Source organism: Cecembia lonarensis LW9, assembly GCF_000298295.1.
Lineage (GTDB): Bacteria > Bacteroidota > Bacteroidia > Cytophagales > Cyclobacteriaceae > Cecembia > Cecembia lonarensis.
Genome location: NZ_AMGM01000089.1, coordinates 1 through 14,692, shown reverse-complemented (window position 1 = coordinate 14,692; position 14,692 = coordinate 1). Strand labels below are relative to the sequence as shown.

Genomic DNA, 14,692 nt, shown 5'->3' with positions numbered 1-14,692 from the left:
AGAGCGTAAAAAAAATAATCCCTTTTGATCATTTTAGCGACGGACCAGGATGTAGGGCTGGAAAAAGAGCCAAGTAAAAAGGTAAAAGGCAAAAGTGATGTGTTTCTGAGTGACTTAGGGAGGGGGAGGTTCATGGTGTTCAGGGTTCAGGGTTCAGGGTTCAGTGTTCAGAGTTAACGGTTAACAGTTAACAGTTAACGTGTTCATGTGAACATTTGAACAAGATAGCTACTTGGTACATAGTTCATGAAATGTATGGAAACTAGGTTTCTTTTGTTTTCTTTTGTGGTTAAAATTTGCGTATTCAATTTTCATCCCTTAATATTGTGCTGTTACAGTATATCAAAATCCTCACCCCTTGGATTTTATACTTTCCTGGATATCTTTTTCATTCAGATCAGTAATACTCAATACAATCAACTTATACTATTCACACATCTTAGTATCAAATTAATACCATAAGCTTTTTATGTATAACATAGAAGAATTAAGAATCAGACTTCTTTCTGAATTGAAGGAAATCGCGGAGGAATTGGGTGTCAAAAACTTCAAAAACCTCAAAAAAGATGACCTTGTTTATGCCATCCTTGATCAACAGGCTATCACTCCCGAACAGGCCCTCCCCAAGAAAAAGCCTTCAGCTGTAGAAGCAGAGCCAGAAGCAAAAGCATCAAAAAGTCCAGCTTCATCACCCCAAGAAGCCACGGAAGAAAGCAAACCCAAGTTTAGAAGACAAAACGTAACGGAAAAGGAAGCCGCTGAAAAAGCAGCTGCCCAAAAATCCGAAGCAAAGGCCAAGGCAGCTCCAAAAGAGAAAGCACCCGAGAAAAAAGAGGAAAAGACTGAAAGCAAAAAGCCAAGCCCTGCCCCTGTACCTCAGCCAGCACCTCAGGATGATGAAAAACCGAAGTTTATCCGTCCAAGAAGAAAAGTTGTGGAAGTCGAGCCTGCTCCGCCTGCTCCTGCAACTCAAACACCGGCTGAGTCCGAAGCAGAACTTCCGAGAAGAAAAAATATCAAGGACATGGAAGAGGCCCATGTTCCAGCTGCAGAAGTTGTTCCATCCAGGAAGAAACCTTTTGTAAGTACGCGGGAGTTTGAAGGGATCATCGAGAACGAAGGCGTTTTGGAAATTATGTCTGAAGGCTATGGTTTCCTGCGTTCTTTGGATTATAATTACCTGGCCTCTCCGGATGATATTTATGTATCTCCTTCCCAGATCAAATTGTTTGGACTGAAAACAGGGGACCATATCAGAGGTTCCATCCGTCCACCAAAAGAGGGAGAGAAATACTTTGCTCTTTTGAAAGTCATCAGTGCCAATGGGAAGACGACGGAGGAAATCCGTGACAGGATACCTTTTGAGTACCTCACCCCATTATTTCCGGAAGAAAGACTGAATCTTTCCACAAGAGCAGATAATTACTCCACAAGGATTTTGGATCTATTTGCCCCTATTGGTAAAGGACAGCGGGGGATGATCGTGGCGCAACCAAAAACCGGTAAGACGGTATTGTTGCAGCAGATCGCCAATGCCATTGCGGAAAACCATCCCGAAGTGCACTTGATGGTACTTTTGATCGATGAAAGACCGGAAGAGGTAACCGATATGGCCCGTAGTGTAAAAGGAGAAGTGATCTCTTCTACTTTTGATGAGCAGGCAGAAAGACATGTGAAGGTGGCTTCCATTGTATTGGAGAAAGCCAAAAGAATGGTAGAGTGCGGTCATGATGTGGTCATCCTTTTGGATTCCATTACGCGTCTTGCCCGAGCTTACAATACGGTAGTGCCTTCCTCCGGCAAGATCCTTTCCGGTGGGGTGGATGCCAATGCCCTGCACAAGCCTAAGCGCTTCTTTGGAGCGGCAAGGAATGTGGAGAACGGCGGTTCTCTTACCATTATCGCCACTGCCTTGGTGGAAACAGGTTCCAAGATGGATGAAGTGATCTTTGAAGAATTCAAAGGTACAGGTAACATGGAGTTGGCTTTGGACAGGAAGTTGTCCAACAGGAGGATTTATCCGGCCATCGATGTACCAAGTTCCGGAACCAGAAGAGAAGACCTTTTGATGGACAAGGAAGAGATGCAGCGTGTCTGGATTTTGAGAAAACTGATGTCCGATATGACTTCTCAGGAAGCCATGGAATTCCTCTTGCAGCGTATGAAAGGCACAAGAGACAATGTGGAGTTTTTGATATCCATGAATGGGTAATTAGATTCGAAAAATACAATTTTCAAAACCCGGCAGAACTGTCGGGTTTTTTATTGCCTACTTCAAACCTTTTGAATTTTTCAGAATTTAAAAATATTTAACAAAAAAGGTGGCCCATCTCTTTTATCGGCCATTTTTTATATTTTAGTATTTATAGATTAAGTATTTTAAGTAGGTGTGCATCTTTGTATGGCGAAAAATGTAATTTATAATCTTAAATTAGTTAATTGTATTTTTTAATGAAAAAATATTTTTATATTAATAAAACATGTCCTATATTTACACTGTAATCGTTTTAAAGAATTTTATTATTCTTGGGCTAAGTCCTAATTATTTTCAAGTCCCGCGAAAAGTTTTTAGCGGGCAGCATAACTCATGATGTAATCATTTGTTTTATGAAGATTGATTTAATTCTAAAGGTTTGTTTTTGGGTATTTTTAACCAGTGGTTTTAGTATTCATACTGTAAAGGGGCAGTGCGGTGGTTGTACGGTCACAATAAATGGAAATGATGCTCCCGTTGGGACGATCGTTAATGGAAGTACGGTTTGTATTTCAGGAAATAGAACCATCCCCATCTCTTTTAACAATAGAAATAATATTGCCATATGTATAGCGGATGGAGCCTCTTGGAGCGGCAATGCCCAGCAGTTATCTGGTTTGTCCAGGATTGATAATTTTGGATTCTTACAGATCAATAATCCCTTTAATGGCAATTGGACCATTAATAATTACAGTCAGTTAACTTTTTCAGGGAATATCAATGCCAATAAAGTTGTCAATAATTTTGGGGAAATGACAATTACAGGAAATACAACCATATCCAGTAATTCCACTTTGAACAGCAATGGTATATTAACGATTACAGGAGCTGTTAATTTTAATAGCAATGCGAACGTTTCCCTACAGGGCAATACAAGTATAGATGGTTCTATGGTGGTAAGTGCTAATACCACGATCAATTTTTCAGGTAACCTGGTGGTTGGAGGTGCCTTACAAATGAACAATAACAGTCAGATAAGCAATCTAAACTCCAATCATTGTAACAGCATTACAGTAAACGGTGCTTTTTCAAATAATGGGTTGATTACCGGAAATAATTTAGGAGCAGCAGGATCTCCTTTGTATATAAACAAAGCCCCTTCAGGAACTGCCATTACAGGAGGGGCGTCCATTGGCACTTGCCCACCGCGTAATTGCGTACAACAGGAAATATTGCAGACCAGCAATGGGTATGATGTTGTGTATATTTTCAGTTGTTCAGACACTTTTGTGGTTCCGGCTGTGCCATCAGGTGAAGAGATCATAGATATTTCTGTTGCAGTTATTGGCGGTGGTGGCGGTGGTGGAAATGGAGAAGCTGCGGGAGGTGGAGGTGCCGGGGAGATTAGAAGAAGGGATGCAGTTCCATTGGTTGTTGGTTCGGCTTATCCAGTTGTGATTGGGGCAGGTGGAGCAGGCTCATCCATGACAAGTCAACGAGGCAGCAATGGGAATGTTTCTTCCTTTTTTGGATTGGTTGCTTTAGGTGGAGGGGGAGGAGGATCTTCCTCCGCCGCGGCAAGAAATGGAGGCGTTGGAGGATCAGGAGGAGGTGCTGGAGCTAACAATGGAGCTGGAAATGGGGCGGGAAACAGAGGAGCAAATAGTGGTAATAATACCAATGTAGGAGGAAGTGGGAGAAGACCTAATGGAAATATACTTAGTGGCGGCGGCGGCGGTGGAGCTGGTAGTGCGGGGGCCAACGGAGCCAATAACAATCCAGGAGTTGGGGGCGCCGGTATCGCCCTTGATATACTTAGTAATGTGCCCAATATTCAAAATGCTTTTGGAGGCGGAGGGGGCTCCACGGGCAGAAATCCTGCTAATCAATATGGGAGTGGAACTGGCGGTAGTTTTTCAGGAATAGTTTTAGGGGGTGATGGGGAAGGTACGATTGCTAATGGGCTGGGAGGCCCAGGTCGTTCTAATACCGGTTCAGGCGGCGGTGCAGGTAGGAATTTAGGCGGGGCCGGATCTGCCGGTATAGTAGTGCTTCGCATCACTTTTGGAATTCTTCCCATTGATTTTGTTCAGTTTGAAGCCAAATTCTTAGAACATGAAAGGAAGGTGGACTTATTTTGGCAGATCCCTGATTCAAATGAGGAAATACATTTTGAGGTAGAGAGGAGTATTGCTAACGTGGAAAATTGGCAAAAGATCAGTACGCAGCGTGAATTGTATTTTACAGATAATATGCTTCCATTGAGAGGGGGGATGCTGTATTACCGTATCAAGCAAATGAACCCTAAAGGAGAATATAATTACAGTAGGGTGGTTTCCATCAGTTTACCTGCGACAGAAGCCAATCAGGGCGTATGGAGAGTTTTTCCCAATCCTACCAACGGTCATCAGATAAGGCTTGATCTACTGGATTACAACAGATACGCTGGCGAGGATATAGCGGTCAAATTGGTATCTCCGAGTTCTAGTGTTTATATTTTCAAAAGCAATGATTTAAATGCCATTTCTTCATTCTTACAGGAAAAATTAAATCAAGCGCCCAAAGGCGTGTATGTTGCCCAGGTGTCTTGGGGGAATAAATTGGAGCAGATAAAAATCCTCAAGCAATAGTAGGGCTATTATAAAGTCAATTAAAGTCTCAATGAGAGAGATTTCAACCCTTTAGGTCAGGCCTAAAGGGTTTTTTTATGCCTTAGCCTTTCTATTCATGTATTCTAAAAACAATTGGGCAACCTTTTGAAAGTTGGGCAATACGGGATCATTTATGGCATCAAAAACTAATTGATCCGCCAAAAATTGTAATAAACCAAGTTTTAAACTATTTAATTAGGATATATTTTTAGTTAAAAAAAGCATATATTTTACTGTAAAGCGCAATTAATTATGACCTAAATATTTTTTTGTATTTTTTTTTGATCTAGATTTGTGTACGAATAAATGAACATCTTCACATCTTTATATGTCCCTAAAACTTGCTAAAAGTATTGCATGGCTGTTTTATTTCTCCGCTATTTTTTCAACCCATATAATTTTTGCGCAGACCAATTGTCCAACATGTTCACCTACCATATCTAGAAGTCTGACAGCTGGTGGAACAATCAATAATCCTTCAGGTATTAATGTAAATGTTAATGATGATGGAAGTTCAATTGTTGGATTTAGTGGGGGGCCAGGGGTGTATGCTTGGACAACAAATGCCACAGTAACGCTTAAAGGAGTAATAGTTAATTCTGGAGTTAATATGACATTGGGCATAAGAAATGATGGCAATAGAGAAGCTTTTATTATCCGTGGTTTTAGTCCAACAGATAGGGGGTGTATTATTGTAAGGGATAATGCTGTTTTAGATTTAGCTTGGATTTCTACCATGGAGAATGTAGATATTTGTGTTGAAGGCAATGGAAAAATTGTTTTTGATTCGGATGATACTGGCGCTGGAAACAGGCCACCCCGAAACACATATACATTTGATGGAGTGGTTCTTAACTTAAGTCCTGAAGCTGAAATTCAAATTGGAAATGCAAATATTAATTTACCAGGTGCTGGATTAGTTATAAATACACCCGTTGAAACTGAGATTTGTGGTCCAGATTTCACTCCAGCTATACCGGGTGGATCAGGGAACTTTACCTGGACAAATAGAGCTCAATTGAGCGAAATATGTAAATTATTAAGCCTTAGCATATTACCTGTCGAATACCTTTACTTCAAATCAACATTCTTGGCCCAAGAAAGGGCGGTGAGGTTAAATTGGGCTACAGCTAAGGAATGGGAAAACTCCCATTTTGAAATTGAGCGGGCAGTGAACGGGGTCAGGAGCTGGGAAAAGATCGGAGAAGTTAAGGGGGCAGGTTGGTCCGAAATGCCGGTGGAGTATTTCTTTACCGATGAACAGTTGCCCTTGACAGGAGGAAATATCTTCTACAGATTGAGGCAAGTGGATTTCAATGGGGATTTTGCCTATTCGGAGGTGGTCAGTGCTAGGGTGCCTTCCATGCAGTTTACCCAAGGGGTTTGGCGGGTATTTCCCAATCCGACCAATGGCAATGCCTTCCGCATAGAATTATTGGATCCTAAACGGTACAATGGAGAAACGCTGACCGCCAACCTGATTACGCCTTTGGCAGGAAAAAAACCTCTTGGTGGGAATACTACCCAAGCCATAGGGGAGGAAGTCCTTGGCTTGGTGAATGTGCATGGAAAGGGCGTGTATATCCTTGAAATCACTTGGGGCAATAGGGTGGAACATATTAAGGTTTTGAAGCAATAGGGCTATTATCGTTTACGAACATTACTTCGAATATTTATACAGACCTGTCAGGTTTTGAAAACCTGACAGGTCTTTTTTATCTGTACTCGGAAAGTCTGTTCAGGCTGAAGTATTAGAAAAAGTCAATTTTACTGATTTTTACCCTTTGATTTCAAATAAATTAATTTGCATTATTTTTTCTATTAAATGCTTTGTAGCCCAAATAATGAAAATAATATTTTAATAAATTGACATATTCCAATAATTAAGCCAATTTTCGATTGTTAAGTGAAAGGAAGCATTAAGTAAATCAAATGTCTCGCTTCCAAACCTTTCAATTGTATCCAATGAAAGTATAAGTAATTATTTATAGAAATTACATGAAAAAACCTTTTTATTGATACTTTTTGGAAATTGTGTTTTAGCTGTTTTATGAGATTATTTTATTTTATCACCTTATTTTTATTCAATTTTTTGGCACTGACCTTCATGGTCAGTGCCCAGATTACTTATACTTCCCAACCCTGTTCTTCTGGACTTTGGTCGGATGCCGCTTGTTGGACCCGAACTGGAACATGTTCCGGAAATGTAACTGTTCCCAACGTGCCTCCATTTCAAAGGATTTCAAATAACTGTGCTGTAGTGGTTAATTTGAATCATCCCAGGACCATTAATGGGGATATGGCTACTGGGGATGGCTTTACTTTAAATATGAATGCATCATTGACAATAAACGGCAATTTGACATCTTCTAATTCGGGTGCAACCAAGTTTAATGTTTTTGCAGGTGTATTAACTGCCCAAGTGGTAGAGGTAAAAAACGATTTTGATTTGATTATCCATGATGGGGCTGAGGCTATATTTGATGAATTGGATTTAAATGGTAGAAATGTAACCATAGATGTGCGTGCTGGCGGTAGCTTGACTGTTTTGGGTGAAACCAAGATGAGGGGCAACCGGTCAGATATCCTGGTTGCTGGAAGTTTTGAGACAGGAAGTATTGATGTGGCTGGGGCTACAAACAATATCACCACATCGGGTGGAGCCAATGTGTATGTTTCTGATCCAGAAGGGGGGATTACCATTGCCGGGAATGCTACTTTGAATATTACAGGTGCCAGTGAAGTGGTCGTTGAAGGAAGCGTGGAGGTTAAAGGGGGAAATCTTAATGTCACAGAAACAGCATCTTTGACCATTTATACCGATTTTCTGGTCAATGGGGGTTCTACCATCAACATTACCACACAAGGGGAGGTATATGTTTGCGGGATGCGTCCTGAACCTGAAGAAATATCCAACATTGATGATGATGCCATCTATGAAATTCTTGATGATCCCATATTGTGTAATTTTTCCATCATGCCGGTCAGTTACCTGTATTTCGAAAGTGAGTTTGAAAGTAGGGAGAGGAAAGTTACGCTCAGCTGGGCTACAGCCAATGAAAACGGGAACAGCCATTTTGAGGTGCAGAGAACTATGACGGGAGTTAATGATTTTGAAACTATCGCTGAAGTACAGGGCATGGGCTGGAAAGATAGTAAAACCGAATATACTTTTATAGATAAGGAGATTCCTCTGGCAGGGGGTAATGGGTTATATAGATTAAAACAGGTGGATTTTGAAGGGAATGAAGTGTTTTACAAAGTGATATCGGTAAGGATTCCTTCTGTAGAAACTACGCAGGGAGTTTGGCGGGTATTTCCAAATCCAACCAATGGCGATAGGCTCAACTTTGAGTTAGTAGATCCTAGACAATATGGCGGACAAGAAATACAGATCGTTCTAATTAGTCCAAGTGCCAATCCAATCATCTTGTCAGGGAAAAACACAAAAGACCTTTCCTCCCAGATTCACGAAAAAATCGCGAATGCGCCAAAAGGGGTTTATCTCCTTCAGGTCAGTTGGGGCAATAAAAATGAGCAGATCAGGGTATTGAAACATTGATGCGCTTATTTTTTGATGATCTTGAAATTCTCCACTGTATCAGCGGAAACGACTTCCATGATCAATACGCCTTTTGGAAAATCCTGCAGCATGTGCCCGATTTCCGTATGCCGCCCTCTGGGTTGAATGGTGATTTTTTTGTTGCTGCTCAAAGCAAAAATCCGGATTTCCACCTGGTCTGGAATACGAGCCCCCCTGAAATTCAATTGAAGGGAGTTGTCCTGCATGGGATTGGGAAAAACCTGCCAGTGTTGTTGGGCTTTCGAAGCAAGTGGGGTATCCACCAAAATGGTCTTACTCATTTCTCTGTTTCCATCTATATCAACCTGTACCAGTCGGTAATACAGCCGCTTGCTGTTTTGCGGGAGTTGCTCATCAGAGAAGGTATAATGACTTACCGTTTCGCTCCAACCCACACTTTTAACGCTTCCTATATCCTGAAAATTCTCAATGCCATTTTCTGACCTTTGGACTAAAAAATGAGCGCTGTCCCACTCTTTTGCTGTGGACCAGTTCAACTGTACCGTTTGATTCACATTATTTACTTGACTGGAAAAATCCAGCCATACCACAGGTAATGGGCTGATTTCCGCACTTAATCTTAGACCTTCAGGACTGGAGAAACATTGACCGTTGGCATCATTTGCCCTACAAGTCGTTTGGCCATCATTGGTTCTCCAGGTCATGTAGATGTCCTTAAAGAAGGTTTCACTGCCCCACACAAACTCATATTCAAAAAGGTAAACCAGTTCGCCTTTGGGAACGGCATTCGTGCTTGTTCCGGTGGTGTTCTGAACGCAGTTAGTCGAGGGACTTGAGTCCATGACCCCGTTGATTTCCTCTGTATAGTTAAATTGTAAAGGGAAAAAGGCATTAGTGGAAGAACCACTGAATATGGCGTACACCCTTCCTTGAACGATGTCTCCCGGCTGATGGAGGTCTGGGTCAAAAATTTTCCCATTGGCATCCAAAAACTGCAGTTCGATTACGGCAAAATTATTCTGACTGCATTGGGCATATCCCCCATGGCTGGAAAAAATCAGTACGAATAATGCACTGACAGCCATAGCCGTCAAGGTATTTTTTTGGAGGAGATACATATTACTAGGGCCTATTTGAGCATACAAGGTAGTAATAAGAATAATATTTTGCAATTAAAAAAAATACCTATTTAAAATTCTGTTTTTGCATCTAGAAAATTGCGGATGACCCCTGAAAAAATGGATTATGTTTTTTATCAAGGTTTTATAATACGAATTGAAGAAAAATAGCACAATCTGAAAAAAAAATTAAATTATTTTAAAGTGTATTTAAAACATAAAGAAAAGCAAATTAAACGATATGAAATGCATAAAAATATATTTTTTGCAGATTTTGCTTTCTTATTCAACTGCAATATCATATATTTGAAATTCAATTATTTATAATTGATAAGCCCTAAGTGAAATGAAGTTTTTAAGCTATAGATTGTATTTAATATTTCTGCCTATCCTATTGTTTGGATTGGTTGGTGAGGGGTATGGGCAGGACTGTGATGTTTGTAAACCAAACCAAAACACAAGAAGAAGTTTTATAATTCAAAATGTTTTCTTGACTGACTCGGACGGGGAAAGACTTGGAGTTGATGACTGTATATCAGGAACAAAAATTTGGATAAAAATTGAATATACAGCGCAAGTGACTACATATAATCTTAATATTTTAACAGATCTTTTAATAGCAAAAAATTTACTTCCTGAAAACAATAGAATAGAGAAAATTGAATTATTTAAATCTGAGGTTCCAAGAACCACAGGTAATAATTTAGGAACATTAGAATTTGAAGTCGATATTCCATCAGGTTTTAATTGTAATGATGAAAATTTGACCTTAACTAACACTCAAGCTTTTTGGACGGCAAATAGTACAGCTGTTGATAATCTTTGTGATTATCCCCCTGGATTGTGTAATGTTTTTGATCAATCTTTCGAGGTAGGTGTAGATGGATTTTTATATAATTATGATTACTTGATTGAATGTTTAATAGATGAAGATGGTAAGTTTGGTGTTACTTTTTTTATAACCACATTGGCAGGGGGTGATCGTTCTTATGAAATTAATTGGAATATCCAGAGAAACGGAGTATTAGATAATACTGGTGTAAATGGAGGGTTTTCGTACACTATTTCAAATTTGGAATCTACAGATGTCATTAGTTCAGATTTAGAGATAAACTCGACACCATCTGATAATCCCACAGACCTTGAGGATATTATAATTCCTGATGAAATTTTATTATTCAATTATCAAAGAGAAGATGATGAGAGAACTGCGGAAGAAAACCCGAATGGTTCAATCACTTTAGAAGATGGAGTGTTGATCCCTGAATCATATAGATTCTTTTGGACATCAGAGGATGGAACATTTATAAGTGATGAACCTGAGTTAGTTGGGGTCGAGGGAGGAGGATATTTTTTGACCGTTATTGATGAAGATACAGGAGCTTGTCGAACTTATGATTTAAGTATTAGTTCACGAATACTCCCTGTAATTTATAAATCTATTAAATTAAATTACTCAGAAACTTTAAGATTAGTATTCTTCACCTGGTCCACTACCAAAGAATGGGAAGCTTCCCATTTTGAGATAGAGCGGGCCTCACAGGGTATTAATTTTGAGAAAGTAGGAGAGGTGAAAGCAGCCGGTTGGAGTGACCAATTGACGGAATATGTTTTTGAGGACAAGATGCTGCCCCTGACGGGCGGGAATTTACTCTATCGTCTCAAGCAAGTGGATTTCAATGGGGATTACCATTATTCAGAAGTGCTATCGGTGCGGATTCCGGGCATGGAATTTACCCAGGGGGTTTGGCGGGCTTTCCCCAATCCTACGGATGGCAATGCCCTGCAGGTGAGTTTGCTCGATGCCAGCCAATATAACGAGGAACCCATTACTTTCCGTTTAATCCATCCAATGATGCAGACACCAGCATTAACTGTGGACTCTGAAACTGCCATGAATGAGGCACTTTCCGGCGGCCTTTCCAGGATGCCTAAAGGCGTATTTGTGGTCGAAGTCCAATGGGGACAGAAAATCGAACATATCAAGGTGTTGAAGAAGTACTAATTTTTTTTTAAGTGTGAAAAAAGCCCGCTGTCCCAGATGGTGGGTTTTTTTTATGCTCAATTTTTCGAAAAAAATCACATTAATACAATTTTCCTTCATTTTCAAAAAGTCAATTTTTGAGCCATATAGGCACATTTAAAAACCTGAAAAATTCAAAAAGCAAAAAAAAGTATATGAAATGCAAAAAATATAGTGTTTGACTTGTTTTGTAAAAAACAATAAAATATATTTGTAATACAAAAAACACTATATCAAAATGAGGCCGATTTTTAAGTTTATTGTATTCACGCTTTTGACCCTTGGGATGGGGTTGGAAGGATTTGGGCAAAATCAAGTTGACCCCAATAATCCAAAGCCGGATTTAAGAGAGGAAGATTGTACGATTTGTAAGGGTAATGCCCAGAATTATTCTATTCTGAATGTTTATTTCAGTGATGCTGATGGGAATCCAAATACTGATATTTGTTCAGGAACCGGTCCAAGGTATATTTCTCTATTATATACTTCCAATGCAAATAGTAACATAAATAATTTTCGGGTCATTGCGGATATTGTAAAGAAGAATCGTAATGATCCCGACGGGGAACCCATAAGTTCTGTATATATCAACGAATTTGTCGGGACAATCAGTCCATGTAATAGTGCATCTTGTATCGTTACTATTCCTATTCCTGAAATCCAAGTTGAATGTCAAAATGAATTTTATGAGTTGTCCCGGCCATTAGTCGCTTGGACTCCAGGTGGTGGTGGAGGTGGTAACAATAATAACAATCTTAGGGATGGATATACATGTAACAGTTATCCTGCCGCACAATGTCTGAACGCCACCAATTCTATCCCAATTGAAGTTGGCCTTTTGGCTTATTCCTTTGCTCCCATTTTTGAATGTTTTGAGCAGGATTTTGATAGGACAAATGTTTCTTTTATTATCACTTCCCTTTTTGGAGGAAATCCAACCCAAACTTATAATGCTTCTTGGGAATTTGAAATTGGATCAGAAACAATAGATGTGGATGAATTCAGCCCAAGGTTAAGAGATCAGAATGTGGGTACCTCTATTAATGCTAAATTGGTTATTACCCAAGGTGATTTGGTTGGGGAAGAAGTGATTGTTGATAATATAATTGTGCCATTAGCTTTGACAGAAGCTTCTGTAATAAGTGGAAGTGAAAGAAATGATTCCGAAAGAGATGCTGAAACTGGGGAAGACCTTGCAACTGGTAGTATTGAAGTAACTTTTGCGAATGGAGACTTTTTTTACTTTTGGTCTTCAGTAGATAATCCGGAATTTTATTCAGAATCTGCAAGAATCGAAGATCTTGCTGCTGGAACTTATAAGTTGACAACTTTTGATAATGTAACTGGAACTTGCAGGGTTGATTTTTTTGACCTAGGAGCTAGAATCCTTCCGGTTGAATTGGCAGATTTTCAAGTTAATCTGTTGAATGAGTCAAGATCAGCCAAGCTGGTATGGTCTACCACCAAAGAATGGGAATCCTCTCATTTTGAAGTGGAAAGGGCTACGCAGGGACTGAATTTTGAAAAAATTGCAGAGGTAAATGCCGCGGGTTGGAGCAATGTATTGATGGATTATGCTTTTGAAGACGATAAGCTTCCTTTAGGTGGTGCCAATGTGTTGTACCGTTTGAAGCAGGTGGATATGAACGGAAATGCGCACTATTCCAATGTGCTATCCATCAGAACGCCTGGTGTAGAATTTACCACAGGAGTTTGGCGGGCCTTTCCTAATCCTTCTACGAATAATGAGTTGAGAATTAGCCTACTCGATAGGGATCAATACGATGAAGAGGCCATTACCTTCAGGTTGGTACATCCAAGCGCCCAGACCATGGCGGTATCTGTTCGCTCTGAATCAGAGATGAATGACAAACTTTCCCAAATGGTCAGCCGCATTCCAAAAGGGGTCTTTGTGGTAGAGATTCAATGGGGGCAAAAAGTTGAGCATATCAAGGTTTTAAAACAATAAAAATATCCCATTTTTTTAACGTGTTTCCCACTGCCTCAGGGCGGTGGGTTTTTTTGTTTAAATAGAATACGGATGTTTTAGATTAAGCGAATGCATATGGGTTTGGATAATGTAAAATTAATGGTAAGAGCCAAGGCAAAAGTAAAAAGAACCAAGTGAGATAAAATAATTGCTTCAAAAGCAATCAATTATTGCCGTTAAAAGCTAATTTATGCGAAACAAATTTTAAACAGTCTAGCTAGTAATAATTAGGGAACTACCTGGTACATCGTACTTGGTACTTGGTACGATTAATCACCGCTTCTCCTCATACCAGGTCTTGTGTACAATCTTCCAGTCCCCATCGATTTTGACCATGGTGAGGTAATCGTAATAGTAGATGCCGGGCCAGTAGAGTTCCGTCTTGGCCAGGGCGGTGTATCCTTTGACTTCCACTTCGATCAGGTGGTTGCTGAAATCGGCTGGATTTCTTTTTTCTCCCCTGGCAGTACCGGAAGCCCATTCTTCATAGGGAGTAACCGTAAAGGTTTCACCCCGGTACCCGATCAACCTGGCCGAAGGATCAAATGCCTGATCCAGTTTGGTCCGGTCCCTTTCCATCATCCCATCAAAATACAGTTGTATGGTTTTGGCAATAGCAGCCTTCTCTTCCTCCAGGCTTTGGGAAAATCCAGTAGTGCTAATCATAAAAAGTAGGAGAAGGATGGATGTTTTTTTCATATTCAATTGGTCTCTGTATCAGTAGGCAAATTAACCAAACAAGGATAGCTATCCAAAGAGATCCTTCTCCTAATTGGGAAAGTGACTTAATAAAACAACTTGTCCCATGCATTGGGGATAAATTGGCGACACCAAGCCTTTTTATGACCTGACAGTTGGTTCTTACTATATGTACTATGTTTGAGGTTGAAAAAATCCGCCATATAGAACATAGAATACATTGCAAAAATCCGGCACATAATACGGTCATCAGAGCCAGGCCGTTCCAATACTAAAAACCACGCCAGCTACAGCCTAACTATGTTGGCTATGTTACTATGTTGTCCAAAAAAAACCTGAACCACCACAAAAATCCTTTTTTATCTGCCACAACTTGTCCCGCATGCGGGATAGAAACATAGAAAACATAGCTGGGCAACAGCAAACCTTTATTTTAAAATCAGGCGGTTGATACAGGGGAAGCTATGTGTGCT

Annotated in this window: 10 protein-coding genes; 7 read left to right on the top strand and 3 right to left on the bottom strand. The window is 40.0% G+C overall.

Annotation, left to right across the window (positions count from 1 at the left end; genetic code table 11):
- Positions 1–24: 24 nt before the first annotated feature.
- From B879_RS22685 to B879_RS21925, 3 genes are all read left to right on the top strand, one after another.
- On the top strand, positions 25–177 hold the full coding sequence (locus tag B879_RS22685; RefSeq protein WP_157231691.1) for a hypothetical protein: 153 nt from the start codon (positions 25–27) through the stop codon (positions 175–177).
- A 292-nt stretch (positions 178–469) separates the two neighbouring features.
- Positions 470–2,212, top strand: a complete 1,743-nt coding sequence (rho, locus tag B879_RS17785) for a transcription termination factor Rho (protein ID WP_009186605.1) — start codon at positions 470–472, stop codon at positions 2,210–2,212.
- A gap of 395 nt (positions 2,213–2,607) precedes the next feature.
- Positions 2,608–4,824 (top strand): glycine-rich domain-containing protein, encoded by a 2,217-nt coding sequence (locus B879_RS21925; RefSeq protein ID WP_009186603.1) that lies wholly within the window; start codon positions 2,608–2,610, stop codon positions 4,822–4,824.
- Between the two features lie 387 nt (positions 4,825–5,211).
- Here B879_RS21925 and B879_RS23255 read toward each other — a convergent pair whose 3' ends face one another.
- On the bottom strand, positions 5,212–5,469 hold the full coding sequence (locus tag B879_RS23255; RefSeq protein WP_238542164.1) for a hypothetical protein: 258 nt from the start codon (positions 5,467–5,469) through the stop codon (positions 5,212–5,214).
- On the opposite strand from B879_RS23255, the gene B879_RS17770 reads away from it, so the two are divergent.
- Positions 5,456–6,484, top strand: coding sequence for a T9SS type A sorting domain-containing protein (locus B879_RS17770; protein ID WP_238542163.1), 1,029 nt, complete (start codon positions 5,456–5,458; stop codon positions 6,482–6,484). The two genes, B879_RS23255 and B879_RS17770, sit on opposite strands and share 14 nt — an antisense overlap.
- 411 nt (positions 6,485–6,895) lie before the next feature.
- Positions 6,896–8,407: a T9SS type A sorting domain-containing protein gene (locus tag B879_RS17765; RefSeq protein WP_009186601.1), complete on the top strand. Its 1,512-nt coding sequence runs from the start codon at positions 6,896–6,898 to the stop codon at positions 8,405–8,407.
- 5 nt (positions 8,408–8,412) lie between these two features.
- Here B879_RS17765 and B879_RS17760 read toward each other — a convergent pair whose 3' ends face one another.
- The gene (locus tag B879_RS17760) at positions 8,413–9,507 is read right to left on the bottom strand and encodes a T9SS type A sorting domain-containing protein (protein ID WP_009186600.1); all 1,095 of its coding nucleotides are present in this window, start codon (positions 9,505–9,507) and stop codon (positions 8,413–8,415) included.
- A gap of 346 nt (positions 9,508–9,853) precedes the next feature.
- Between B879_RS17760 and B879_RS21920 the strand changes: the two genes are divergently transcribed.
- On the top strand, positions 9,854–11,512 hold the full coding sequence (locus B879_RS21920) for a hypothetical protein (RefSeq protein ID WP_009186599.1): 1,659 nt from the start codon (positions 9,854–9,856) through the stop codon (positions 11,510–11,512).
- Positions 11,513–11,768: 256 nt separating this feature from the next.
- Positions 11,769–13,499, top strand: a complete 1,731-nt coding sequence (locus tag B879_RS21915) for a fibronectin type III domain-containing protein (RefSeq protein WP_009186598.1) — start codon at positions 11,769–11,771, stop codon at positions 13,497–13,499.
- Positions 13,500–13,793: 294 nt separating this feature from the next.
- Here B879_RS21915 and B879_RS17745 read toward each other — a convergent pair whose 3' ends face one another.
- On the bottom strand, positions 13,794–14,219 hold the full coding sequence (locus B879_RS17745) for a nuclear transport factor 2 family protein (RefSeq protein WP_083847960.1): 426 nt from the start codon (positions 14,217–14,219) through the stop codon (positions 13,794–13,796).
- Between the last annotated feature and the right edge of the window lie 473 nt (positions 14,220–14,692).

Excerpts from the sequence above, each read along its gene's own strand:
- rho (WP_009186605.1), top strand. The coding sequence starts at position 470 with ATGTATAACATAGAAGAATTAAGAATCAGACTTCTTTCTGAATTGAAG.
- B879_RS21925 (WP_009186603.1), top strand. The coding sequence starts at position 2,608 with ATGAAGATTGATTTAATTCTAAAGGTTTGTTTTTGGGTATTTTTAACC.
- B879_RS17770 (WP_238542163.1), top strand. The coding sequence starts at position 5,456 with ATGACATTGGGCATAAGAAATGATGGCAATAGAGAAGCTTTTATTATC.
- B879_RS23255 (WP_238542164.1), bottom strand. The coding sequence starts at position 5,469 with ATGCCCAATGTCATATTAACTCCAGAATTAACTATTACTCCTTTAAGC.
- B879_RS17765 (WP_009186601.1), top strand. The coding sequence starts at position 6,896 with ATGAGATTATTTTATTTTATCACCTTATTTTTATTCAATTTTTTGGCA.
- B879_RS17760 (WP_009186600.1), bottom strand. The coding sequence starts at position 9,507 with ATGTATCTCCTCCAAAAAAATACCTTGACGGCTATGGCTGTCAGTGCA.
- B879_RS21920 (WP_009186599.1), top strand. The coding sequence starts at position 9,854 with ATGAAGTTTTTAAGCTATAGATTGTATTTAATATTTCTGCCTATCCTA.
- B879_RS21915 (WP_009186598.1), top strand. The coding sequence starts at position 11,769 with ATGAGGCCGATTTTTAAGTTTATTGTATTCACGCTTTTGACCCTTGGG.
- B879_RS17745 (WP_083847960.1), bottom strand. The coding sequence starts at position 14,219 with ATGAAAAAAACATCCATCCTTCTCCTACTTTTTATGATTAGCACTACT.